Raw genomic sequence first — 26,131 nt, 5'->3', positions numbered from 1 at the left:
TTATTATTTAAAATTGAAAATTAAAGCCCAATGAATATACTCTAGGCATCTGATAATATCCGTTGTCTATGTTCCCAAAAACTTCAGGGTCCACCCCTGTATATTTAGTAATTACAAAAACGTTTTGTGCCATACCGTATACTTTCAGATTACTTCCTTTAGAGAAAACTTCACCTAAATTATAGCCAATATTGATATTATCTAATCTTAAGAATGATGCATTCTCTACATAAATATCCGATTTGTACTGAGGTACAGAGAATTTATATTCTGGAGCAGTGGAGAATACATTTTGAAGGTATTCGTTTGTAGACGCAGACTGCAATGAACTGTTGGATGCCATGTTGTTATAAACATAGTTTCCTAATACGGCTCTTGCACTAAGCGCAAAATCCCAGTTCTTATGAGATACTTTAGTTGAAAAACCTAAAATAGCATCCGGAGTAGTAGACTTGTAATAGTACATATCTTTTGTATTGATCATGCCATCTGCGTTTCTATCTACATATGCTCCGTCTACAGGTTTTCCATTAGTATCATATACCTGCTGATATACCCAGAATGAATTTGGAGCATATCCTACAGCATGTGCCTGAATTCTGTTTCCGGCACCTCCCTCAATACCACCGACTTCCATATTGAATGATTCATCTGCTCTGTCTTTCAATTTAGTTACAATTGGATTGTAATGTGTTGCATTAAAGCTTAATTCCCAAGTAGTCTTTTCATTTTTAACAGGAACTACTGTAATGCTTCCTTCAATACCTTCATTCTTCATATCTCCCACATTTTGCCAGCTGGCATTACTTAAGCCTCCTGCTGCTTCATCAGCATATACCAATAGATCCTTAGTGTCTTTTCTGAAAAGGTCGATAGATCCGGTAATTCTATTTTGAGTAAAACCAAAATCCAATCCTATATTTTTTGTAGTGGTAGTCTCCCATGTAAGATTTGGATTATAATTGGCAGGTCTGAACATAAAATAATATTCGTTCCCAAATTGATAACTAGCACCTGGATAACTTGGATTATATGCAGCAAATGCAGGGTAATTATTAGGTTTATTTCCGTTTAGAGCCGGTAGTTCCTGCTGTCCGGTTTTTCCCCATCCCGCTCTCAATTTTAAAGTACTAATTGCTGAAATATTTTTGATGAAGTTTTCTTCATTAAGCTTCCAAGCCAAAGAAACTCCAGGAAAGACACCCCATACATTATCTCTTGTCCCGTTAAAGAATCTTGAGGAACCATCTTTACGAACAGATCCAGAAATAATATACTTATTAGCTACTGTGAAAATAGCTCTTCCATAAAAAGATATTAGTGTATTCTGTGTTTCAAAATCTAGATCCGGTGGTAAAGTAGTACCATTTCCTTTATAAGTAATAGCTCCCGGAACAATTGTGCGGAAATCCTGGTAAGCATATCCGGCTGTAATATCTACTCCTGTATTAATTGGAGCTATATTTTTAACATAATTAAAATAGGTTTCCAAAAGTTTGTTCTTTTTTTCCATCGAGTAGAAATTAGAACTTCCTTTGTCACCGTAACCAGGTCTGTAGTTTGCATCTTTAAATTTGTGTCCTTCACTTTTTGTATAATCATAACCGGCATTCACATTAAAATGCAGGTCAGGAAGAAAGTGAAGTTTGTAATCTAACTGAATATTTCCCAATCCTCTGGTCACAGATGATACATCTCGTACGCCATCAATTAACCCAAGAGGGTTGGTATTGGCATTCACATTATATCCTGTTGCTGATCCTGAATCCAACCATTCATAATATCCTCCATAATTGGAATTTCCGGAATATACAGGCTGTGTAGGGTCAAAATAAGTAGCTGCTTTGATTACTCCGCCATCTACAAATCTGTTATCTGTGAAAGTTCCTTTGGCATTGACATTTACTGATAAATGATTATCTAAGAACTTAGGATTTAAGTTCAAGCCTACTGAGGTTCTACGGAAAGAATTTGATCTTACAATACCGTTTTGTTCGTTATAACCTAATGATAAACGGTAAGGCAAGCCTTTAATACCTCCTGACAGGGCTACATTATTGTCTGTTCCCCAAGCTGCCTGGTAAATCTTGTCCTGCCAATTCGTATCTGCATTTCCAAGTTTGGTCTTGTAGTTTGCCGGTGCGTAGGTATTGACAAAATCTCTAAACTCCTGTGCATTTAACACATCTACATTTCCCATTTTCGTAGAAACCGAAGCTACTGTTGAGAAATTCACTTTAAATTTCCCGGAGCTTCCTTTCTTAGTTGTAATCAAAATAACACCATTAGAAGCTCTATTACCATAAATAGCAGTAGCAGAAGCATCTTTCAGGATATCAAATGTTTCAATATCATTGGGGTTGATGAGAGATAAAGGATCAGAAACACCATTCATTCCCACAAAATCCTGAGGAACTCCATCAATAACAATTAATGGAGAGTTTTCTCCACTTAAAGAAGATGTTCCCCTGATTCTAATTTTTGTACCCGACCCCGGAGCACCGCTATTATTCGTAATCTGTACTCCAGGTGTTTTACCCTGGATCAGCTGACCTGCAGAAGTTGCTCCTCCGTTGAAGTCTTTGGCAGTAACTGAAGTAATAGATCCTGTAAGGTCAGATTTCTTTTGTTTTCCATATCCGATCAATACAACCTCTTCGATTTTTTTCTCCTTGGTTATAGAGTCTTGTGTCTGTGCATGTATCATTGAGCTAGCCAATAAAAAGGCAGGCGCAATTTTTAATACCGTTGTAAAATTTTTCACAATATCGTTTTTTTTAGTTTCGTTTCTTTAATAATGCTGTACAACCAGCCTTGCAATTTATAAAAAATTTAGAATTATTATAATATTATTGAAAATTTAGATAAATTTATGTAAATTGCTTGTCTGTCAAAAAACCAAATATCTGTTTTCCATAACATTACGTTAATATATGCGATGCATAATATATTGATATAATTAACAAAAAGTTAAACATTTGTTTAACTAAATGTAATATTTCAGTCTGGCACACGGGCAAAAAACTTATTATAACCGAATATTAGGCGGTTCTAGGAGATAATTCTTATCTTTGCAGTTAAAACTTTACGATAAATGTCAAACAGAAAGATGATTACGGCAGCTTTGCCTTATGCAAACGGACCGGTTCATATAGGACATTTGGCAGGTGTGTATATTCCTGCGGATGTCTACGCAAGATTTCAGAGAAGATTAGGAAAAGATGTAGCATTTATCTGCGGATCAGATGAGCATGGGATTCCTATCACCATCAGAGCAAAAAAAGAAGGAGTAACACCTCAGGATATTGTGGATAAATACCATGAGATCATCAAAAAATCTTTTTCAGATCTGGGAATTTCTTTTGATGAGTATTCCAGAACAACCTCTAAAAAGCATTACGAAACGAGCCAGGATTTCTTTAAGGTCCTTTATGAAAAAGGGAAATTCACGGAAGAAGTTTCTGAGCAGTATTTTGATGAACAAGCCGGAGAATTTTTGGCAGACCGTTATATTGTAGGAACATGCCCCAACTGCGGAAATGAAAATGCTTACGGAGACCAGTGTGAGAAATGCGGATCTACCCTATCTCCTTCAGAACTGATCAATCCGAAATCCATGTTAAGCGGAAATGTTCCAATTCTTAAGGAGACCAAAAACTGGTATCTTCCCTTAAATGAATATGAAGATTTTCTGAACGAATGGATCATTGAAGGCCATAAAGATGACTGGAAACCGAATGTATACGGACAGGTTAAATCATGGTTGAATGATGGTTTAAAGCCCCGTGCCATGACCAGAGATCTGAACTGGGGAGTTCCTGTACCACTTCCAAATGCGGAAGGGAAAGTGCTTTACGTTTGGTTTGATGCCCCTATCGGATATATTTCTTTCACTAAAGAATGGGCAGAGAAAAACGGAAAAGATTGGAAAGATTACTGGCAGAATGAAAACAGTGACCTGGTTCATTTCATCGGAAAGGATAATATTGTATTCCACTGTATTATCTTCCCTGCAATGATGAAAGTTCACGGTGATTATATCATGCCGAAAAATGTTCCTGCCTTTGAATTCTTAAACCTTGAGAACGATAAGATCTCAACGTCCAGAAACTGGGCGGTATGGGCACATGAATATGTAGAAGAATTCCCGGGACAACAGGATGTGTTAAGATATGTGCTTCTTTCGTCTGCTCCGGAAACAAAGGACAATAATTTTACCTGGAAAGATTTCCAGACTAAAAATAATTCTGAGCTGGTAAATATTTTTGGAAATTTCATAAATCGCGTTGCTGTTTTAATTAATAAATATTTTAATGGTGAAGTTCCTGAAGGAGATATAAATGCTCCTGAGCTTGAACAAATCAGTAAAAGCGCTATTGAAATAAGAAACTATTTAGATAATTACGAATTCAGAAATGCTTTAACTGCTTTTATGAATTTAGCAAGGTTTGGAAATGGATATCTTCAAAATGAAGAACCGTGGAAAACTTTTGAAAATGATGTAGAAAAGACTAAAAATACATTATTTATCGGAGCTCAAATTGCAGTTGCATTAGGAAATTTAGCTGAGCCCTTCCTTCCTTTCACAGCTGAAAAAATCTATGAAATTTTCAATGTTAGCCAATTAGATTGGACTACTATTGAAAATTCAAAAGTTTTAATTGAAGCAGGACATAAAATTGTCGAAAAAGCTCCTTTAATTTATTCAAAAATTGAAGACAGCGTCATCGAAGCTCAGATTGAAAAACTGGAACAGACCAAACAAAACAATAAAAAAACAAACCCTAACGCCAACCCTATGAAAGAAGAGATTTCTTTTGATGATTTTGCTAAAATAGACCTTAGAACAGCTACCATTTTAGAAGCTGAAAAAGTGGAAAAAGCGGATAAACTATTAAAATTTAAAGTAGATACAGGCGTTGATATCAGAACTGTGGTTTCAGGTGTTGCAGAAAGCTTCACACCGGAAGAGCTTATCGGAAAGCAGGTGATGATCTTACTGAATCTTGCTCCAAGAAAGATCAGAGGAATTGAATCTCAGGGAATGTTCTTATTAACAACAAAACCTGATGGAAAACTGTCTTTCGTAACACCGGACGACAACAATGTAGAAAATGGTATTGAGATAGGATAATTTCAAACAAGCAATTATACAAAATGGGCATTTTTTATGCCCATTTTATTTTTTTAAACTATGGTTAAAAAGAGTGTTCTCAAAAAACTTTCCCATCTGGAATTAGAAAATTATTTAAAAGAAGGAAACCGCTTTACTCCGGAAGCTGTTCAGATGGCTTTTGAAATACTAGAAGAAAGAGGACGAACTTTCAGTGAAGAGGAAAAGATACAGATCCAAAACATCATTCAGCATAAAAAGGACCGGGAAGAATTAGAATTTCAGGAAGAGCAGGAAATGTGGAAAGATCATATTACAGAAGATCCAAGTGCCATACAATTATTTCCAAGGGATGTCATTTTAATAATCAGTTTTATTTTGGGAACCATTCCGGGATCAATATTATTGGGAATAAATTTTATTAAATTAAAAAAATACGCACCAGCCGTTTTTACTTTTATTTTTGGATTTCTCTATCTGCCTGTTCAGCATTTCTTAGTTTCTTTTTTGTATAAAATCGGGACTCAAAATACCTCTAGACTTACAAGAAATCCTGAGCTTTCTGTAGGTGGAATCGGAATGTTAATTTTGCTTATATTATCGGTATCATTTACACCGAAAAAGCTGCCCTACAGAGCAGCTTCCTATATTTTCCCAATTCTTATTTCCGTTGTAATGATTGTAATAATCTATACTTTTCAGGATATATTCTCAAGCTACTTCTTAGTCAGTTTTGCCAGATAGGAATCTTCATCCTGCATTATTTTTTCTACCTTAAAGCCGTTATTTTCTGCGGCATTTTTCAAAGTTGTAAAATCAAGGTAGAGCCATTTGATAGGATCTTCAGATTCTCCTTTATAATGAACCACATAATCCAATTCACCATAATAGCCACCTGCCGGAATATAAACTCCCCCATCTTCATCACGGTCGAACATATACAGAATATCCGTACTGTCGATCAGGATCTGTCCGTTATCATTAATTAAAGTGTACAGCTTCTGAAGATAAATATCAATTTTTTCCAGACTTTCAAAAATTCCGGTTCCATTCATCAAAAGCAGGATGGTATCAAAGGTTTCACCGGAAAAATCAAGCATATTTTCGCATACCGCTTTTTTAATTCCCCTAAGCTTACAGACTTCAACAGATTTTGGTGAAATATCCAGTGCCAACACATCAAGATTTCTTTCGTTCTGAAGATACAAAGCATGAGAACCGGCACCGGCACCAATGTCCAGAACTTTCCCCTGAGCCAGCTCAAGTGCTTTCTGCTCAATATCGTTCATCTCCTCAAAATCTCTGAAAAGATACGCTACCGGAAGCTCATCCAGTTCCGATATTGATGTTTCTGTCTGCAGATCCTCAGGATTTTCATTGCGAAAATAATCCCAGACTGCCTTACCCATTAAATCTTTCATTGCTGTCTTTAAAGGGGCAAAGATAAGAGTTTCGGGTTCGGATTGCAAGTTTGTCTGCGGTGAAAAGGGTTGAGAGTTTGAGGGTTTGAGAGTGATTTTAGTTGCTGGTTTGTTAGTTGCTGGTTACTGGTTCGTAATTATTCAGACAATGGGTTATCGTCTGGTATGGGATGTCTTGGTTCTTGGTTCTTGATTCTTGGCTCTCGGCTCTTAAACCTGCCATTCACCATTCACTTGCAAAGCAAAATTCACCATTGACCTAATAATCTTACCCCATCGAATCCTTCTCCTTATGCCTATCCTTTTCCGATTCATTCTCTGCAACGCCGGCTTTCCAGTAAGAATAAGCATTGAGTTCCTGTGATGTCCAGTTTTTTTCTTTTCTGAGGTAGTTACGGATCTCCTTTACACTTGAAAATTCTGCCGCAACATATCCGAATTTAGACATTTCCGGAATAGCAATATCTTTTACAGTATCTGCCATTTTACTACTGATTTGCGGTGTGGGATTATGAAGCCATTTAAATGCAATATCAGCCTTAGTTTTAAGGATCTGTTCGTCTTCTTTTCCGTGAACTTCGATGATGCAGACTCCTTTCGCTGTTTCCGGTAAAGTTTCCAGCATCGCACTCAGAACAGGAATGGCAGTTGCATCTCCTACAAACAGGTACCATTCAGCATCCGGATACATTTCTTTAGCTTCGGTTCGCATCATGATACCCAGTTTGGATCCGGCTTCAGATTCCCGGGCCCATTTTGATGCGGGACCGCCATCACCATGGTCTACAAAATCAATGATCAGCTCATTTTTGTCCAGATCAATCCCTCTGTGGGTATAGGTTCTTATGGCAGGAGCTACTTCTTTTGGAGGATAAACCCATTGGCGGTTTTCATCCAACGTCGGAAAATGAATTTCATCCAAACCTACAGGAGGAACAGCGATCTTATTATTATCACCAATGGTGGTATTTTTAAACAAATGAGCTTCGGGAGAATACAGATAGACTCTGATGTAATGATCTGTGATATATTCTTTTCTTGTCAGTTCTGCAACAATCCGCCCTGTTTGAATTCTTGACATATCTTTAAATTTTATTGATACAAATTTAATTTTATTTTGTCTAAATAAAAATAATTAATTCAAAAAAAGTAAAGCCCCACTAAAAAATTATAGCAGAGCTTTACTCGTAAAAAACAAGGTATCTTTAAACCGCAGGCCCGGCTGCGTCTTTTATTTCTTCTAATAATTGTTTCCGTTCACGGAGTCTTCTTCTGGCAATTACAGATTTACCGCCGAGAACTCTGATGAATCTCAAATACCGGAATCTTTCCCTTCCAAAATGATGTGTCATGACGTACAGCAGCACTCCAAAACCTACCAAAATAATATATCCGAAGATCTTTTTGCCGGCCACAATAATGGCATTCAGCTGAAGCGTCTTCATATTCGCGGCTAAAGTCTGAGGACTCACCGTCATTCCGTCAATATATACCGCAAGATCACCTACTGCCGTTATCTGGAAACGGTACTGAAACCATGAATACAATGCTGAGAAAAAGCCCACAGCCAGAAAAGTTCTCCACACAAGCACTAATCCGATGGCGGCCAGCATATCATCCATTTCAAGTTTATCCAGGGTATAGAACCACACTGAAATGAACAATGAACACATCCCGTATCCTTTTAACAACATCGGCAGGTACCAGTTCTCATAATTGAATTCTAAAACCATCGAAAAGTACATAATCAATGCATACCCCATCATTGCTGAAAACCCCGAGAAGATGTACATTTTCAATGGTATTTCTTTTTTAAACCAAAATACAGCAATTGTTCCTGCCAGGATAATTCCGGGAATCATGAGTAGATTCAGCCCTGCGTTCGTTTGCTGATCATATCCGAGAACTCCTACTGCAAAGGTATTCTGCAGTGCAGTGGTTCCTAAGAACATTCCCAGAAACAACAGCATAAACAGACCATGCTGCACATTATTTTTTTTGAATATCGTGAATGATAAATAAGGCCTTTTTAAAGTAAACTGACGAACCACCAGCAAAGCAAAGCTTACGAAAGCAGCCATACTCGCATTTATAATATGTTTTGAATTCCACCAATCCTGTTGCTTTCCGAAAGAAAAAACATAGGCGGAAAACATAAACGTAGAAACGAATAGCATGATACTCATCCAGTCAATATAATGTAACGGAACTTTTAAGGCAAAGTATTTATCATGCATAAATATCCAGTGGATCAGGGCAAGAATGAAACACAATACCGCTGCAATGATGTAGAAATGCTGCCAGTTGTAATGAATGGAAACGACCACTGAATAATAAGCTGCCACCTGGTTCATCACTAAAACAAAGGTGTAAAACAGTCCGTAAAACATCCCTCTGTTACCGATCATTGTCATTAACGGAAGGAATAATTCAATAGTCACCATCATCTTTAAAAACCCGATAAACAGTGCCGTAAACACAAATACCATTGGCTGCATCGTTGTTCCATTGATGTAGCTCAATACTCCTAAAAGTACGAGCAGCACCGTCATTTTATCTCTCACCTTAAATCTCATCTTCATTCTGAGAACGATCGGCATACATGCGCCCATTCCTATTGTGGTGGCATAATTGGCCCACATAAAATATTCTGTCATCGCACCGGTACCGCTCACCAGATAACTGATGTTTCCAGTGTACACCCCGCCAAGCGGCATTACTACTGCCAATAGCAGCACGATGAGCAGCAGCTGTACGGGTTTGGGTACCCAGTCGTTGTATAGTCCTTTGTTGTACATGAATTTAGAAATTAGATATTAGAGGTTAGAAGTTAGAGGATGGAAGCCGGAAGATGGGAGATGGAAGTTTCTTTTTGTCATCATACTTCTGCTTTCCAAATAAGTTCTGTTTAAAAAAATTAAAAAATAAGAAAGGGACCGGAAGTTATGATTCGTCTGCATCAACTTCCCTCTTCTGACTTCCGGCTTCCCTTCTAAAATCTTTCAATCATTAAATGCTTAAATCTTTCAATCCTAATTAATATTTACATTCATATTCATTCCTGCGCTCAGTTTTTCCAGATCTTCCTTTTTATTAGAGTTGCTGAATTCTATTCTTACTGGAATTCTTTGCTGCACCTTGATAAAGTTACCTGTAGAGTTGTCGGTAGGAACACTGGAATATCTTGAACCTGTCGCTGCTGAAATAGCAGTGACTACTCCTTCAAATTGTTTTCCTCCCAAAGCATCAGCGGTCATTGTCATCTTTTCACCGATCTTAATGTTAGGCATCTGGCTTTCCAGAAAATTAGCTGTTACCCATTTCTGGCCATTCAGAACGATGGTAGCGACTTGCTGACCCGGCTGAATCAATTGTCCTTCAGAGATCGTTCTGCGTCCCATGATTCCATCGTAAGGTGCGGTGATGACAGTATAAGAAAGATTGATCTTTGCCATATCCAGTGCTGCCTTTGTTCTTTTGATCTCTGCATCATTAATTCCTAATTTGCTTTTTACCTCAGTTGTGGAAAGATTAGCCGACTGTTTCTGGTTGACTAAGGTTTCATATGCTGCTTTCTGAGCATCATATTCTGTTTTGATCTGGTCGTACTGTTGTCTGGTCACTGCTTCTGCGGCAAGAAGATTTTTATACCGGTTTAAATTCTGCTCGGCGTTCCATAATCTTGCTTTGGCACCGGCAATATTAGATTCCATGACACTTACGTTATTGGAAACTGTATTTACGGATGAACTTGTTGCTGATCTCTGGGCAATTGCATTCTGATACGCAGCTTCTGCCTGGCCTAACTGGGTTAATAGTTCATTCTTATCCAGGATAACCAGGGTATCTCCTTTTTTAACCTTCTGGTGCTCTATAAATTTTATATCTTTAATATAAGCCGAAACCCTTGTATTGATTGGGTTAATGAATTCTTCTACCTGAGCAGCTTCCGTATACGTTTTGTCTCCTATGTGAAAATATTCGCGGACCAGCCAGAAAAGTCCGAATCCTATAACCAGGAATACAACCGTATTAGAAATGATCGCTCTGATTTTATTTTTTTTGTTCTGTTTCTTTTTAACGGCTGCTCCCGACTGTGCCGGTGCGGCCTGGGTATTTTGAGTATTTTGTTCCTTGTTTTCCATTATCTTGATTTTCAGTTTTAAAATTAAAGCGTGCCTGCAGCCTTCAGCAGGTTATAATATTGATACAATACATTGATCTCCGCATTGGCATAGTCTAGTTCCGACTGAAGTTTCTGGTTCTGCGCATCAATCATTTCAGCCTGTACTGCTAACTGGTTTAAATATTTGGCTTCAGTGATCTTGTAGTTTTCTTCAGCCAGTCTTTTGGAATCATTCAGGATATCAGCTTGCTGAATAGATTCCTGGTATTTTACATAAGCTGCATTCACTGCCATATCTACATTCTGCTGAACGAGCATCACTGCATCACCGGCTTGTGTTTTCTGCAGTTCACCAAGCTTAACTTTTTCTTTTGTCTTGTATAAATTATCAATATTGTAGCTCAATGAAACACCAGCCTGCCATCCTCCGGAATACATATCCAAAACAGGATTTCTATTCGTAATCGGACGTTGTAAAGTATAACCTCCGAATCCGGAAAGCGTTGGCATTTGATCCGTTTTTATTATTTCAATGTTTTTATCAGCAACATCAATATTTTTCTTTGCTGATTTCAGCTGAGGATTACTGTCGTGGGCAAGATCCATATAATAATCGATACCAATCCCGGATTCTTTATCCGTTAAACTTTCAACAGGAACAATTTCTGTATCGGCAGGAAGACCTAACGCGATATTTAAATTGTAATTAAGGATCTTTTTGTTATTCGTAAGGGTAAGAATTCCCTGATCCAGATTTTTGATGGCCAACTCTCCACGGATAACCTCATTACGGGTCACCATACCCTGCTGATAAAACTTCTGGATATTTTTCAGACGTTCCTGAGCCAGTTTTTTGTTATTCTGAAAAACGGTTTCCTGGTTCAATATTTTATAGATATCCAGATAATTGGAGATCACGAGAAATTTCACATCAAGCTTATTTTTTTCCAAATCCAGTTCTGAAAGCTGTTCACGCAGACCTGCCATCTCAATGGACTTATTCACCAAACCTCCTTTAAAGATCAGTTGGGTAGCCTGTACAGCATATGAGCTTCCGTAATGAGGCATCGGAATATCGGTTGAGTTCGAAAAATCTTTGTCTATTGCTACCGCATCGCCTAAATAGAACTGGCTTGTAGAAGCTGTAATATTAGGGAGCTTTTGAAGTTTTGCAACATTTGTACTCTGTTTTGCAATGTCAATATTCTGCGCAGCCACTTTTAACTGCTGGTGGTTTTTCACAGCCATATCGGCTGCCTCACCTGCAGTCATCTGTTTGATCTGTTGAGAAAAAAACAGCGCAGGGAATAGAGCTATCACGAATGATAGTGCTGTTTTTACATTATTTGTCATTTTACCTTGTTTTACGAAGGCAAAGTTACGGTGGCTACAAATTCAATCAAATGTTTGAATTTTGGAAAAAGATGTTTAAATGTAAGATTTCAACTTTCAAACTGATGTCTGTACTGTCGTGGGCTTACTTCGAGATGCTTTTTAAAAAAGTGAGAAAATGCATATTGATCGCTGAAACCGAGGATTGAAGAAATCTCTGAAACAGGTTTATTGGAGGAGTTCAAAAGCACTTTGGCTTCATTCATTACAATTAAGGCAATGATCTGGCTGGCAGATTTCCCGGTAATGGATTTCACGACTGAGGAAAGATGTCTGGTTGTAATCGACTGCCTTTCGGCATAAAACTCAACGGTTCTTTCTGTAAGATGATGTTCTGCGAGATCTGTCAGGAATACAAAGACAATCTCTTCCTGTCTGGACATCTGATTCATGGAATTGTTATCTTCCTTGGAAATAATTCCCGCCATCTGATAACAGAAAACGGAGAAAAGATGTTCCACCATCTCTTTTTTGTAGAGCATTTCGGTATCTGAATCTAAAATATATTTAAGAAAGTTGACACTTTTCCAGACCACTTCCATTTCATTTTCAGGAAAAGGAACCCCCTTATTCATCTGCTGACGGAAATAACGATAGGTGATCAGCCTGTTGAATTTCAATGACAGGGCAGAGATAAAATCTCTTTTGTAAGAAACCATTCTCGACTGAAAATCGCCGCTTACGGAAACCATTTCATAAATCGTCTGAGGGTCGGTTACCATAAACATATTGGCAGAAAGCTCCAGATCACTGAAATGCTGACGAAGCTTTATCGTCCCTGATTTAATAAAAATAAAGGCAGGGTTTTCCGGACGGAAAGGTTTATCCGCAGAAATTCTCTCGAAAATATTATGCTGAGTGAAAATTTCAACACCAAATTTTTCTAAAGCTGACATGATACAAATGTAGCCAATATAATTTTCGCTTACAACCTTTAATCTTCCAGAGAATAAACCGCAAAGCTCGCCAACCAGTGGTCTCCGCCATAATTCCCCTGAAACAATAAAGGAAGTCCTTTGGCTAAAAATACATCTGCCGTTTTCTTAAAATCTTTCTTCAATGGATGCCCCTCTGGAAGAGCCTTTGATATCCCTTTCATGCACCATGCTTTAGAAAAAGAAAGTCCAACCAGATGCACGGTCTGATAATCGCTCAGGTCACTGACAACAGGGATTTTCTCAATATTCTCCAAACTTCTCTTCTCATAAAAATTGTTCAGCCACAGGACAAATTCTTTTTGTGGCAGTACTCTTCTCATCAGGTCTGCAATTTCAAGGCTTGGCGAGAAGAAGTCAGATCCGTCTGGTTCCAGATAAGCAGGTGTTTTCTGGTCTTTTCCGTAAAAATATTTTGCTTTTTCCTTTAATTGATTCTCAAATTCCTTGTCATGATTGGCTATAGCCCAATCGATTGCGAAAGCAAGACCAAAGGCTGTATTTGGGTGAACTCCAGTTCTGTTCGGATAAGTTTGTTTGGGAAGATAGGCTTTCCATGATTTTAAAATCTGATCTGTGAGAGGTTTTAAATTTTCATGCCAGATTTTAGCTTTTGGATGATTCCAAGTGGTCAGTTCTTCATCAAGCTTCAGCAGCCAGGCCCAGCCATAGGTTCTTTCAAATGTAGTGGTCAATTCATATTTTGTGAAATAATCGGCTTCAGCCTGCAAGTTTTCTTTGGCTAACGAATTGTCAAGGATTTTTTCAATGTCTTTTGCATTGGCCAGATTGGGTTTCGTCTTCAGCAATCTCACAAGCATCCAGTGTCCGTGCACTGAACTGTGCCAGTCGAAACAGCCGTAAAAACTTGGGTGAAGATCTTTGGGAGTCAAAATAGCCTCACCGGCATTATTGATGATGTGTGCCGTCTTATTTGGATATTCCTGATTGATACAGTGAAGGGGTTTTTCAAGTAATTTACCTGCCATTTCATCGGTAAGTTTCGGAACTTCCTGAGCGAACATTAAAAATGGAGAAAATGCGAATGCTAAAAGACTTTTTTTCATTCCCTAAAAATAGAAAATAATTTAGATTTCAGATTGCTTTCAAAACTATTAAAATAATGAATCTTAATAAATTTTATAAAAATATTATGAATTTGAAACAAAATAAAGATTTAAGCATAATTCTTGATAAGGTTCAATAAAAAATATTCATGAGAAAATTATTTTTACCTTTATGTATACTGCTTTTGATGAGCGGGTGCAAGAAATCCGAACTGGACGTTGCCAATTCCTCTCCGGCAGTAGCAGCTGATAAAGCAGTAGCAGTTACTGAGTATGAAGTGGAGGCTCCTCCAGCGCCAAAAGAAGTTTATCAAATGGCTCCTGCTAGCTCTATTTCTGAAAAATCAGAACCCGTTAATAAATCTGCGCAACCTTCTATAGCCCCGAAAAAGCTGGACACTATTGCCAAAAAGATCATTAAAAACGGCAATATGAAAATCCAGGTGGGAGATATTAAAAAAGCCCAGAATCAGGTAGAAGATATTCTGAAAAAAAATAATGCTTATATTCAAACTGAACAGTTTCAAAATACTGACCTAGATGACAATCTAGACCTTGTTATCCGTGTCCCGCATAAAAATTTCGATGCGCTCATTAATTCATTTTCTAACGGAGTGGGTTCTGTTTTATCCAAAAATATCTCTTCTGATGACGTCACTGAAGAATATACCGATGTCTCTATCAAACTGGCCAATAAAAAGATCTATCTCGAGAAATACCGCGATATGCTTAGAAGCGCTTCTACTACAAAAGACATGATCGAAATCCAGGAGACCATCCGCGAACTGGAAGATGAAATTGATGTAGCGGAAGGCAGGCTCCGATTCATTGACGACCGGGTGAATTACAGCACACTCAATTTGAGTTTATATAAGGAGAAAGTAAGAAGTTCTGCCACTTCAAAAATTGGTTTTGGAAGCCGCTTTGCAGATTCTGTTACTGAAGGATGGAACAGCTTTATGAGTTTTCTTTTAGGAATTATTTCTTTATGGCCGTTTCTGCTCCTTATTCCCATTATTATCTTCTTATGGAGAAAATGGAAGTCAGGAAGAAGTACAAAATAACGTTTTCTGTATAAATAAAAATCCGGATGTCGTTGCCGACATACGGATTTTTACTGCATGATCAATGATTTAAGCATTGAAAAAATCTTTAACGGTTTCGAGCACCTGCTCATCTGACATTTTTTGTGCTGTATCTAATGTTATTGTTAAATTCTTAAATTGAGCCGTATCATGAAGATACTTTTTAAGCTCCTCCTGAATGGTTCCAGGTCCTGTAATATAAACTTCCTGGGAATTGGTCAGAAGATGCTCTACTTCTTTAAAAAACTTTATCCGGTTAGTACGTTCAGCATTATTGGCTGCATTTTCACTTGAATTTCCATGCTGTATTTCTGCTTTTACAGGACTGCAAAGGAAAAATTTGAATGCATTCTGTGCATCGTGATTCTTTACAACAATTGCTTTTTCAGTATCTATCCAAAGTCCTGCTAATTTCTTATCTGACATAATTTATTTTTTTGGTGTTATAAACTGTACAGAACAAGAATGGTGCAAAGGGCATGTTAAGGGCTGTTAAATGTTTATTTATAGGTAAGATGGTAAATGAAACAGCTTCAAACTGATGAATGATTTTATATCTCTCACAGATTTAGCCCATCATTCAGATTAAGAATACTCACAAAAAAAGATCTGCCCGATCTGCTAAATCTGCGAGAAAAATAATAGACAAATTACTATAGAGATTGCTTCACTTTCAATTCGCAATGACGTTGTGAGAACTATTTCCCTAAGACAAATACCGCAGGAATTTTGTGGAGTTCCGGCTTTGCTTTTTTCCAGTCGTTAATGGTTTTTGTCTGGATGAATTCATGCTCCGGATCGTTAATATTTGCTGCGATGCAGAGCTTTGTATTTGGAGATAAAAATTTGGTAAGATCTTCAAAAAGCGGATTGTTTCTATAGGGAGTTTCCATAAAGATTTGAGAATATCCTGTCTGCTGCACCAAACTTTCCAGGCGTTGAATCTGTTTTTTCTTTTCTCCTTTATCTATCGGAAGGTATCCATGAAAAGTAAATTCCTGCCCATTGAATCCACTGGAAATTAAAGCCAAAATAATGGATGATGGTCCTGAAACAGGAATTACCCTGATATTTTTTTCATGACACCATTTCACAATCAGGTTTCCGGGATCCGCAATACATGGAAGCCCGGCCTCAGAAAGGAGCCCAAAGTCCTGTCCCTGTAGCATGAGCGTTTGAGCTTCTTTGATATCAGCATTTTCCGTGTACTTGTCAAGCAGAAACAGCTTCAAATCAGACTGCTTCTTTTCGGGAGCAAAGAATTTAATAACCTTTCTGGCTGTTTTTTCATTTTCCACAAAGAAATAATCCGTCTGCATAATATAATCTTTCAGTACGGGTGAAAAGTGAGTAATAGAAGTATTTTCCGATAAATAGGCTGGGAGTAGAAAAAGCATTTTATTGTTTTTTAGTTCTTTCTTTTAGTGAAGGTTGAGGGAAATATTCCGTAAGATCCATAGAAAAGGTAACTGAAGTAATTTTCCATATTCCGTGGATCTTCATCAAAGTCCAGATTTCTTTACCCCAATTTTCCATTTTCCCGTCATACCAGAAACTGTAGTCAAAATTAGCAGAAGCTACAGCTCCGTCTTCAATGATTTTGATATTGTCGAATTTTTCCTCTGATTTATTATCCTTAAAGCCTCTGATAAAGGCTTTATAATCATCCGTAAAATAGTATTCCGCTTTTGGATTTTTTTCCAGACGTTTAGCCTGGGTTCTGTCATTATAAATTCCGGTCCAAAGCACTGGATCCTGAAATAAAGATGCAAACTTGGCTTCATCCCTGGTTTTGATACACTGCATAAATTCTTCCATTACTTTCCGTATTTCAGTTTCGTCCTTGGTTTGGGCAAAAGAAAAATTAAAGCTTAAGAGAAGTGTGAGAATTAATGTTTTCATATTATGATAGAATTTGGTTTTTAATAGCGTCACATCCTTTGTCCAACAATTGGAAAACGTCTTCAAAATCCTTCATATCTCCCCAGTAAGGATCAGGAACCTCTGCATTTTTATGATCTCCCAGTGCAGACATAAATAATAATATTTTCTGGCGCTGTTCTTCATTCTGTGCTTTTGAAACCACATCTTCATATACATCAATGTCCATACAGTAAATCTTATCAAAAGTATCAAAATCAGTTTTGGTAACAGGTCTGGACCTTTGTTGCGAAATATCAATATGATGGTTTGCGGCTGTTTTTACAGCTCTTTTATCCGGAGTTTCCCCTTCGTGCAGAGAGATTGTTCCTGCTGAGTCTATAAAAAAGTTTTCAGGGACTTTTGTCTTCATAATACCTTCTGCTAAAGGACTTCTGCAGATATTCCCGAGGCACACCATCAATATTTTCATATCATTTTATTAATTGAAAGATTAAATGATTTATTCCATTAAGACAACTAAAAATGTAAAATCATTACTTCCAGCAGCAAAACTAAATAAAAAATGAAGAATAAAACTATTCTCCATTTCAATTTATTCAGATTAAATTATTTTCTATTTTTTGATTCTTTCAGCAAGATCTTTAACGTACTTTTTTACTTCTTTATCAATTTTTGATACATCTTTAATGGTATCGCAGGCGTACATTACTGTTGAATGGTCTTTTCCGCCCATCTCTTCACCTATCTTTGTAAAAGTAGCATTAGTCAGCTCCTTTGAAAAATACATCGCCAATTGTCTCGGAAGTGCAATTTCTCTTTTTCTTGTTTTAGAAAGAAGCTGTTCTTTTTTGATTCCGAAATAATCGCATACCACCTCCTGAATATATGGAATATTGATCACTTTCTTCTGGTTGGCTGCAATCTTATTGATTGTATCTTTTAGTAATTCAAGGCTTAAGTCTGTTTTATAAACCGTAGAATAAGCAATCACAGAATTAATGACTCCGATAAGTTCTCTTACATTGGTCTTGGCTTCAGCGGCAAGGAAATCCAGCATATCGCCTGGAAGAACAATTCCATCTCTGCTCAGTTTATCTACTATGATCTGTCTTCTTGTAGAAAGATCCGGTGATTTAATTTCAGCAGAAAGTCCCCATTTGAAACGGGAAACAATTCTTTCCTGAATGTCCATGATATCTGCAGGCGCTTTATCTGATGTAAGGATGATCTGTTTTCCATTCTGATGAAGATGATCAAAAATATGGAAGAAACTATCCTGTGTCGCAGATTTACCTGAAAGAAACTGAATATCATCAATGATCAAAACATCAACCATCTGATAGAAATTGGCAAACTCAGTCTGCTTATGGGCTTTCGCAGCAGAAATAAACTGCTGGATAAATTTTTCTGAAGACAGATAAAGTACGACTTTATCCGGAAACTGATTTTTTACCTCAAGACCTACAGCCTGTCCCAGGTGTGTCTTTCCAACCCCATATCCTCCGTGAAGAAATAATGGATTGAAAGCTGTTGCGCCTGGTCTTTTCGCAATAGATCTGGCTACCGTGGCAGCAAATTTATTACTCTCTCCTTCTATATAATTATCAAAAGAATAGTCAGACTTCAGGTTCGAATCTATATTTACTTTTCTTATTCCCGGAAGTACAAAAGGGTTTACAATATTCGCAGAGAATCCCTGTGGCATTGTCTCCTGCATTTTTGGGGTAGGAACGCTTTTTCCCTTCATATTCATAGTCACTGGCTTCTCCTCTCCGGTAGGCCTGTTTTCCATGACAGAATACCATAATTTGACACCTTTTCCAAGATTTTTCTTCAGGGCAGCAGAAAGCAGGGATAGGTAATTATCCTCAATATATTCCTTGTAAAAATCGCTCGGCACTATAAGCGTAAGGTTATTAGCAACCAACGAAAGTGGCTGTACCTTATCGAATAGCATGTCGAAGGATTTTTCAAGCTTCTTAAGATCAGAATTATCCTCAGCTGCATTCAAATTATCACGCATGAACTGAAGACATTTCTGCCATATCATCATTAAATTTTCATCCATATTTATGCCCCGATTAAATCTTTGTTAGTACTTTTTGTAGAAGGAAGACAAAGGTCCAATTTTTTCTTTTCAAAAAAAAATATTGCAGGTATTGATTATTTAAAAATATATTTGTATGTGTAAATAAGGACTAAAAATGATACACACAACTCACTCAATACGAGTACGTTACGGAGAAACAGACCCTATGAAATATGTATACTATGGCAACTATGCAGAGTATCTTGAAATTGGCAGAGTGGAACTCTTCCGAAGCATAGGAATGTCATACGATGAAATTGAGAACCAAGGAATTTGGCTTCCTGTTTCAGATTATAAAATTAAATACATCCGCCCAGCGCTTTACGATCAAAAATTAGAAATTCATACCTATGTCAAAAAAATTCCAGGGGTAAGAATTGAATTTGAATATGAAATTTTCAATGAAGAAGGGATAAAGATCACAGAAGCATCCACTACCCTGTTCTTTCTGGATGCAAAAACCAGCAAAATCATAAGGTGCCCGGATTTTCTGATAAAGCTTATTGAAGAGAATTGGAACAGGTAGCAGATCTTAGGTAAAAGGTTGCAGCTAGAAGAAGGATATCATTAATGAAAGATACAATTGTTTTTAAACTAATTTGCATCTTTGCACTTCAATCAGAATTCTAAATATAATAACATTGATATAAACGTATGAAGATCGCATTTCTGGGACCCCACGCCAGTTTCACACAGTTGGCAGCCACGCAGCTTTTTCCGGGGGAAGAACTTTTACCGCAGGCCAATATTCTGGACTGTTTTAATGCTGTTAATAGTGGACAAGCGGACAAAGCTGTTGTTCCTTTGGAAAATTCTATTGAAGGGACTGTTTCTATGACCCTGGATTATTTATACAAAACACCTTCCATCAAAATTGAAGCAGAGGGAGTGATGCCTATTGCCCATCATCTGATGATTCATCCTGAGAACAGTTTGGAAGAAATAGAAAAAATATATTCGCATCCGCAAGCTCTGGCTCAAAGCTTCCATTTTCTGGATACACATCATAAGGATATTGTGAGACAGGATTTTTCTTCTACAGCAGCAGCAGCAAAATATGTTTCTGAAAATAAAGATTTGAAAATAGCTGCCGTCGCCAATCAGTTTGCCGCCAATCTGTACGGATTAAAAATCGTTCACCGGAATATTCAGGATTTTGAACAGAATCACACCCGTTTTATAGTCATTACCAAACAGCAGCCGGCTTACCATAACACCAGCCTTGAGGTACTGGGAGAGAAATCCGGTATGCTGATTAACCTTCCTGAGGATCATGCGGGTGGACTTCATCAGGTCCTGTCTGTTTTTGCCTGGCGAAAGATGAACCTCAGCAAAATTGAATCCCGAACACTGAAAACAGGCCTCGGTAATTACTTTTTCTTTATTAATGTAGTTGGAAAGTGGGAAGAAGTACTTCATGGAAATGCTCTTTTGGAGCTTCAGTCAATTAATGCGGAGGTTGACTTTCTGGGTAATTATAAGGAATTCCTCCTCGAAAGCTAAAATTATACAGATAATATAGCTCAACTAACACTGCTCTTATGGCAGTGTTTTTTTGTTTTGACATGTCTTCTCGCCGTGATTATATGACAAACACTGCCACCATTATAATTAAGTGTCACAAAACATGACAAAATTTAAAAATATTTAATTCATAAAATGAGGAAATATTAAAATAAAATATATATTTTTACTCCAGAATTTATTTTAAAAAATATTAACACATAAGCATATTACGAAGAAATATAAATTACAAAATAAACATTTGTTTAAATTATCAATATAATAACATGTAAATAATTAAAAAAAACATAATGCAAGGCATGATTTTTGCATTCAATAATTCTAAAAACTAATTGAAAAGCTTACACAATGAAAACTAAAATTTACAATTTGCTCTTTGCTCTAATTGCAATTCCAGCATTTTCCCAAGTGGGGATCAACACAGCTAATCCGACCGCTACATTGGATGTGAATGGAACTTTGAAAGTAAGGGATACTCAAATGATACCTGCTTTACCTGGATATACTATTATGGTGGTCAATGACGGGACCTTTCAAGTTGCCAAAGTAGACCCTCAGATCATTATTGATGCTGCTACAACGGCATCCGGTACTAATGCTTCTGTGTATGCAGCCAAAAAAACTACAGGAATAAGCTTATTAAGTTTAGGATTATTCCCTTCAGGATTCAGAGCAGTCAACTTCCTTGCTACTGAAAGATCAATAGGAAATGCAGCCTTATTCTCAGACACCGATAATACATACACTATTCCATCTGCAGGAATATATGCAATTGGATTTACCTTTAAATACGGTACCGGACTACAGGCCTCTCTCCTTGCCAACTCACCCGGCGTGGGAATTTTAAGAACAAGAGCCGGTGTAGCAACAATAATAGACAACCGCCCATTCAGTGGAGCTAACCTTATTTTATTGAGTTTAACAATTTCTGAAACCAGCCTTAACTCAATTTATACTTTCCAGACTGGAGATAAAATTAACTTTGGACTTACAGGTTCAACAGCTTTAGATGTAAGCTTACTTGGGGCGAGTGTGGCCTCATTTTACATCTATAAAGTATCTAACTAGATTCATATAATTTAATCACTCTGCACAGTTAATCCATCACATATTCTGTGATGGATTAATTTTTTATCCTGTTACATTTATTTATATTTGATAAAAACTAAAGAATGAGTGGGTTTCTTGCAGTCATATTAATCATTGTGATCATCTTTTTTATCTTCAACAATCTTAATCATAAGATCAGGAAGCTTGAGAAAGAAGTTTCTGATCTACAGGTAAAAATCAATCAGGCTCAACAAAATACAAATACCTTACGAGACCCGTCAGCCAACGAAGAAAATCCGTTATCTCATCAGGTACAGGAGATCATAGTGCCTGAAGAAAACATTTCTGATGAAGTTTCCGGAAAATCTCAAAAGGACTGGCTGGAACCTGTTTTTGAATTCTTAAAACAAAATATTCTGACCATCATCGGTATTTTCACCCTTGTTCTTGGAATTGGCTACTTTGTAAAATATGCTATAGATAAAAACTGGATCGGAGAAACGGCAAGAGCAGGAATAGGCCTGACTGTCGGAGCGGGAATTATGCTGGCAGGACATTTTCTGAGAAAAAATTATGCTGTTTTCGCATCCATTATCACCGGAGGTGGAATTGCGGTACTCTATTTTACCACCACCATTGCTTTCCGGGAATATCACCTGTTTACCCAAAATACAGCTTTCTTTATTACTACTATCGTAACCATCATTTCTATTGCCCTCGCCTATTACTATAAAAGTGAAGTATTGATTATTTTTGCAATGCTGGGAGGTTTTTCAGCGCCTCTGATGATCAGTACAGGGCAGAGTAATTATCTTTTTCTTTTCACTTACCTGACCCTGCTGAATATTGGTATGCTCACCACCGCATTTTTGAAAAACTGGAAAAGTGTGGGATGGACCTCTTATATTTTTACATGTGTCTATCTCTTCTTCTGGACTGTAAAACATCCTGAACTACTCAGTATTGTTTTTTATATCATCAATTATATTATTTTCTATATTTTCGCACTTCAGGATCATATCAAAAAAGATATCCTTTCACCATGGGACACTTTAATGCTGGTATTAATTAATTTTTCCAGTATTATCGGCCTGATTTATATATTCCATACATTAAGCTATGAGCCTGTAATTATTTTCCCGCTTCTTTTTGCCGGTGTTAATGCTGTACTGCTTTTAAGAGAATATGGAAAAAAGAGTTTTGACTTCAGCTATTCTATTTTTGCAGCTCTTACCATCAGCCTTATCACAATAGCGGTCGCCATTCAGTTCAGAAGTCATCTTATTACCAGTGTTTGGGCTGTAGAAACGACTCTTCTTCTTTACATCTGGAAAAAAAGTTCGCACAACATCTTTAAAACTTGTTTTTATGTACTTTTCCCGCTCGTCATCATTGCACAGATCATGACCTGGTCGGAATATCTGAATAAAGACAATATGGCTGTTGTTTTTAATCCGGTCTTTTTAACGAGTCTTGTGACCATTACTACAACAATCGTGAATCTCTTTTTATTGAAAAAAATCAACGAATCACAGAAACAGAAGGATCATTTTTTTGAAAATGTTTTTGCCGTTGTAAGTTATAGCGTTATATATATTGCCCTACTGTTAGAGATCAGCTATCATATTTCGGATATGCCCTGGCCAGCTGTAGTAAGTATTGGTCTGATATTCAGCATTTATTATATTTTTGCCCTAATGATACTCAGGAAAAAGCTGGGTATTGAAAGCATTATCCAGACTGGACTTATTTACCTGCTATTTATTCTTATTGTTTTAAATGCGTCATTTGCCGCATCAGCAGTTGTTACAGCAGTTTTACAGAAAAAACTCACATTCGGTTTTTATATGATCCATCTTCTCCACTGGGTTCCTTTTGCATATATATTGTTGGGCGCGGCTTCCAGTGCTGGTTTTTATAAAACAAAGCTTTCCTACTGGATAGTTTCAGCAACACTTGTTATTGCAGTGAGCTGTGGATTTTATCACACTTACATTCTAAGCTCCGTAAACGACATTTCGCTGGTCTATAAAACGAAAGAACATTTTAATATCCTCTATCTTCCGATCATCTGGACTGTTCTTGCTAGTATTTTTATTTATATCAGCTTAAAAAAGGATATTCCTGAATACAGCAGGATTGGATTTGTACTTATAGGAATTATGGTATTGAAACTTTACAGCTATGATGTCTGGCAGATGGATAATATCTCAAGAATTACTGCTTTTATATTATTAGGAATTATTTTATTATTAAGCTCCTTTACTTTCCAAAGACTGAAAAACATTATCAGAAACATGGTGGATACAAAGAAGGAAGAAAAGGAGGAGGAATAGATAACCGTTAAATACTTGTTTTAAAAATCAAAAATCCTTAACAAAAGTTTTAATTTCTAAACAATATTTAAAATATCACAAAAATTCATTCACATTTTGTAAAATTTAATTATATTTATCCCGTTTTTAACAGTTATACATATTCTGGTTATGAAAAAAATACTCTATTCTTTTTTAATATTATCATCTGTAGCATTATCTGCCCAGAAAAATCCTTCTGTAAAGTTTGCTGTTGCCAATGACGTGGTCGGAACAGTAGGCATGTTCAACGCAAGAAAAGTCATTGTTCAGAGCTCTAATATCTACAAAGCTCCTTCTGCGCTGCCACAGGATTTAAAAAAATACAGCTTCATTGCGGAAAAAGGTTTAACGGAATATAAAATCAAAAACGGCTATGAAGGTTTAGACAGAATATCTTTAGCTCAACTGAACTCACAATACGGACTGCCTGAAAATACGCCTGTTTTTATTGAAGGTTATGAATTTTCTGACAGCAATATGAGCATTTATGGTGACATCATGGGCAATATAGAAGTTAAGGACTATAACGGAAAGAAAGCCGTTTTCCTAAGCACAAGTGCTTTAAAATAACGACACGTTAAAACTTATAAAAAAGATACTTTGAGTGACTGTTGCACAAAATAATTTGCTAAGTCAACAATAACTTTCATTCTAAATTAGGAAGGTTGATTTCTCAACCTTCCTTGTTATTTTACCATAGCCATACTGGTTTAAGAACCAGCTTTTGAAAGCATCCTTTAATTAAGTGTAACACAAGATTCTTTGACCACCTGCCATCTTTCAGATGAGTATTCCCAGATCAGTGTAAAAAATTTAGGATCTGACTTTCCGTTCAATTCCAAATCGCGAGTCATCACTACCATTCCCATATTTTCATCACATACAGCGTAATGAAATTCAGCTTTAGTGGAGAATGGTGTAGCTTTGGCATCACTATTTCCCTGAACAAAACCAACAAGTTGTTCTTTGTTCATAGTATCCACTACTCCAATTTTATCAACTTTGACAATGAGTAAATTATCCGCATAAATCTGCTTTACATAAGGGACATTAAAATGTGTCGCCTCATAAATAAGTTGTTTTGTCAGCTCAATTAATTTTTTGCTATCCATTTTTAAATTTTTAGAAAATGATTCAAATAGCCCAAATGACTATTACAGTACAAAGATGAATATAGTACCTCTGTAAAAACTTAAACTGGTTTAAGTTTTTAAGATTTTTTTATTCTCAATTTTGCTTTATTAACAACTATAAACAAAAATAAAAATGAAAATTGTAATCATTGGAGGTACCGGACTTATCGGCAGCCAGGTAGTAAACATGTTAAAAAACGAGCATGAAGTAATTGCTGCTTCACCTAATACGGGAGTAAATACGATTACCGGAGAGGGCCTTGAAGACGCTCTTAAAAATGCAAACATTGTCATTGATGTTTCCAACTCACCATCATTTGATGATGAACCGGTTATGAATTTCTTCAAAACCTCAAATCAAAATTTACTTCCGGCAGAAAAGAGAGCCGGTGTACAACATCACATTGCCTTGTCTGTTGTTGGAACTGATCAATTACAAGAAAGCGGATATTTTCGTGCCAAGCAAGTTCAGGAGAATTTGATTAAAGAATCCGGCGTTCCTTTTACTATTGTACATGCTACTCAATTTTTTGAGTTCGCAGGTGGCATTGTGGCCACAAGTACATCAGAAGGAAAGGTAAAACTCTCGGATGCATTTATTCAACCTATTGCCAGTGCCGAAGTTGCAGCATTTCTTGCTAAGGTGGCAACAAAAAAACCGGCCAATAAAATTCTTGAAATAGGTGGGCCTGAACGATTCCAAATAGATGAGTGGATAAAACAATACATCCTGTCAACCCAAAAGTCTTTGGAAGTTGAAACAGATGTTAATGCACCCTATTCAGGTGCAATACTGAAAAAGACAACGCTTACTCCAGAGAATCCGGTGTATTTGGGAACTACGGAATATGCGACCTGGATTGCCAAACCTGAAAACAAACGTTGATATTGGCCACAGATAAAAGTCTTTTGTATCAATCTGAAGTAACAATTAAAATCGTGGGTTATTTTAAAC

General features: G+C 36.9%; 23 protein-coding genes. 9 read left to right on the top strand and 14 right to left on the bottom strand.

Translation table 11 applies throughout. The features are described 5' to 3' along the window. Positions 1-7: 7 nt before the first annotated feature. The gene (locus LC418_RS08760; protein ID WP_223558790.1) at positions 8-2,764 is read right to left on the bottom strand and encodes a SusC/RagA family TonB-linked outer membrane protein; all 2,757 of its coding nucleotides are present in this window, start codon (positions 2,762-2,764) and stop codon (positions 8-10) included. A 330-nt stretch (positions 2,765-3,094) separates the two neighbouring features. Here LC418_RS08760 and metG point away from each other — a divergent pair, with 330 nt between their 5' ends. Together metG and LC418_RS08750 are read left to right on the top strand one after the other, a co-directional pair. Then, the gene (metG, locus tag LC418_RS08755) at positions 3,095-5,134 is read left to right on the top strand and encodes a methionine--tRNA ligase (protein WP_223558789.1); all 2,040 of its coding nucleotides are present in this window, start codon (positions 3,095-3,097) and stop codon (positions 5,132-5,134) included. Between the two features lie 60 nt (positions 5,135-5,194). Next, positions 5,195-5,857: a hypothetical protein gene (locus LC418_RS08750; protein WP_111957695.1), complete on the top strand. Its 663-nt coding sequence runs from the start codon at positions 5,195-5,197 to the stop codon at positions 5,855-5,857. Here LC418_RS08750 and LC418_RS08745 read toward each other — a convergent pair. From LC418_RS08745 to LC418_RS08715, 7 genes are all read right to left on the bottom strand, one after another. After that, positions 5,830-6,534: a class I SAM-dependent methyltransferase gene (locus LC418_RS08745; protein WP_111957697.1), complete on the bottom strand. Its 705-nt coding sequence runs from the start codon at positions 6,532-6,534 to the stop codon at positions 5,830-5,832. The genes LC418_RS08750 and LC418_RS08745 overlap by 28 nt on opposite strands. Positions 6,535-6,802: 268 nt before the next feature. Next, a complete protein-coding gene (locus LC418_RS08740; protein ID WP_223558788.1) occupies positions 6,803-7,615 on the bottom strand; it encodes a siderophore-interacting protein in 813 nt (270 codons plus the stop codon). A 124-nt stretch (positions 7,616-7,739) separates the two neighbouring features. Then, positions 7,740-9,332 (bottom strand): efflux MFS transporter permease, encoded by a 1,593-nt coding sequence (locus LC418_RS08735; RefSeq protein WP_223558787.1) that lies wholly within the window; start codon positions 9,330-9,332, stop codon positions 7,740-7,742. Between the two features lie 234 nt (positions 9,333-9,566). Beyond that, a complete protein-coding gene (locus tag LC418_RS08730; protein ID WP_223558786.1) occupies positions 9,567-10,679 on the bottom strand; it encodes an HlyD family secretion protein in 1,113 nt (370 codons plus the stop codon). Between the two features lie 23 nt (positions 10,680-10,702). After that, entirely contained in the window at positions 10,703-12,013 is a 1,311-nt protein-coding gene (locus LC418_RS08725) for a TolC family protein (protein WP_223558785.1), read from the bottom strand. Between the two features lie 89 nt (positions 12,014-12,102). After that, a complete protein-coding gene (locus LC418_RS08720) occupies positions 12,103-12,948 on the bottom strand; it encodes a helix-turn-helix domain-containing protein (protein ID WP_111957707.1) in 846 nt (281 codons plus the stop codon). A gap of 38 nt (positions 12,949-12,986) precedes the next feature. Then, positions 12,987-14,054 carry a DUF2891 domain-containing protein gene (locus LC418_RS08715; protein WP_223558784.1) on the bottom strand — a complete coding sequence of 356 codons (1,068 nt, stop codon included), beginning with the start codon at positions 14,052-14,054 and terminating at the stop codon, positions 12,987-12,989. Positions 14,055-14,203: 149 nt separating this feature from the next. Here LC418_RS08715 and LC418_RS08710 point away from each other — a divergent pair, with 149 nt between their 5' ends. After that, the gene (locus tag LC418_RS08710; RefSeq protein WP_223558783.1) at positions 14,204-15,118 is read left to right on the top strand and encodes a DUF4349 domain-containing protein; all 915 of its coding nucleotides are present in this window, start codon (positions 14,204-14,206) and stop codon (positions 15,116-15,118) included. Positions 15,119-15,187: 69 nt separating this feature from the next. Here the strand turns inward: LC418_RS08710 and LC418_RS08705 are convergent, their stop codons facing one another. The 5 genes from LC418_RS08705 to dnaA all read right to left on the bottom strand — a co-directional run bounded on the left by LC418_RS08705 (position 15,188) and on the right by dnaA (position 19,091). After that, positions 15,188-15,565, bottom strand: coding sequence for a hypothetical protein (locus tag LC418_RS08705; RefSeq protein ID WP_111957713.1), 378 nt, complete (start codon positions 15,563-15,565; stop codon positions 15,188-15,190). A 272-nt stretch (positions 15,566-15,837) separates the two neighbouring features. After that, on the bottom strand, positions 15,838-16,536 hold the full coding sequence (locus tag LC418_RS08700) for an SAM-dependent methyltransferase (RefSeq protein WP_111957715.1): 699 nt from the start codon (positions 16,534-16,536) through the stop codon (positions 15,838-15,840). Between the two features lies 1 nt (position 16,537). After that, positions 16,538-17,041 (bottom strand): DUF4440 domain-containing protein, encoded by a 504-nt coding sequence (locus tag LC418_RS08695; RefSeq protein ID WP_223558782.1) that lies wholly within the window; start codon positions 17,039-17,041, stop codon positions 16,538-16,540. A gap of 1 nt (position 17,042) precedes the next feature. After that, positions 17,043-17,492, bottom strand: coding sequence for a low molecular weight protein-tyrosine-phosphatase (locus LC418_RS08690; RefSeq protein WP_223558781.1), 450 nt, complete (start codon positions 17,490-17,492; stop codon positions 17,043-17,045). Positions 17,493-17,636: 144 nt separating this feature from the next. Beyond that, positions 17,637-19,091, bottom strand: coding sequence for a chromosomal replication initiator protein DnaA (gene dnaA / locus LC418_RS08685; protein WP_111957721.1), 1,455 nt, complete (start codon positions 19,089-19,091; stop codon positions 17,637-17,639). A gap of 136 nt (positions 19,092-19,227) precedes the next feature. Between dnaA and LC418_RS08680 the strand changes: the two genes are divergently transcribed. The 5 genes from LC418_RS08680 (at position 19,228) to LC418_RS08660 (ending at position 24,613) form a co-directional block, all read left to right on the top strand. Beyond that, positions 19,228-19,638, top strand: coding sequence for an acyl-CoA thioesterase (locus LC418_RS08680; RefSeq protein WP_223558780.1), 411 nt, complete (start codon positions 19,228-19,230; stop codon positions 19,636-19,638). 128 nt (positions 19,639-19,766) lie between these two features. Beyond that, on the top strand, positions 19,767-20,615 hold the full coding sequence (gene pheA, locus LC418_RS08675) for a prephenate dehydratase (RefSeq protein WP_223558779.1): 849 nt from the start codon (positions 19,767-19,769) through the stop codon (positions 20,613-20,615). Positions 20,616-20,984: 369 nt separating this feature from the next. Further along, the gene (locus LC418_RS08670; RefSeq protein WP_223558778.1) at positions 20,985-21,704 is read left to right on the top strand and encodes a hypothetical protein; all 720 of its coding nucleotides are present in this window, start codon (positions 20,985-20,987) and stop codon (positions 21,702-21,704) included. A 104-nt stretch (positions 21,705-21,808) separates the two neighbouring features. After that, positions 21,809-24,022, top strand: coding sequence for a DUF2339 domain-containing protein (locus LC418_RS08665; protein WP_223558777.1), 2,214 nt, complete (start codon positions 21,809-21,811; stop codon positions 24,020-24,022). Between the two features lie 150 nt (positions 24,023-24,172). Then, on the top strand, positions 24,173-24,613 hold the full coding sequence (locus LC418_RS08660) for a hypothetical protein (protein WP_223558776.1): 441 nt from the start codon (positions 24,173-24,175) through the stop codon (positions 24,611-24,613). Positions 24,614-24,780: 167 nt separating this feature from the next. Here the strand turns inward: LC418_RS08660 and LC418_RS08655 are convergent, their stop codons facing one another. Next, positions 24,781-25,155 (bottom strand): hypothetical protein, encoded by a 375-nt coding sequence (locus tag LC418_RS08655; RefSeq protein ID WP_223558775.1) that lies wholly within the window; start codon positions 25,153-25,155, stop codon positions 24,781-24,783. A gap of 154 nt (positions 25,156-25,309) precedes the next feature. Here LC418_RS08655 and LC418_RS08650 point away from each other — a divergent pair, with 154 nt between their 5' ends. Continuing rightward, positions 25,310-26,062 (top strand): SDR family oxidoreductase, encoded by a 753-nt coding sequence (locus LC418_RS08650; RefSeq protein ID WP_223558774.1) that lies wholly within the window; start codon positions 25,310-25,312, stop codon positions 26,060-26,062. Positions 26,063-26,131 lie beyond the last annotated feature (69 nt).

The sequence above is a fragment of the Chryseobacterium lathyri genome, from assembly GCF_019970085.1.
GTDB lineage: Bacteria > Bacteroidota > Bacteroidia > Flavobacteriales > Weeksellaceae > Chryseobacterium > Chryseobacterium lathyri.
Note: the sequence above shows the minus strand (reverse complement) of the source record. Positions and strands in the feature narration are given on the sequence as shown.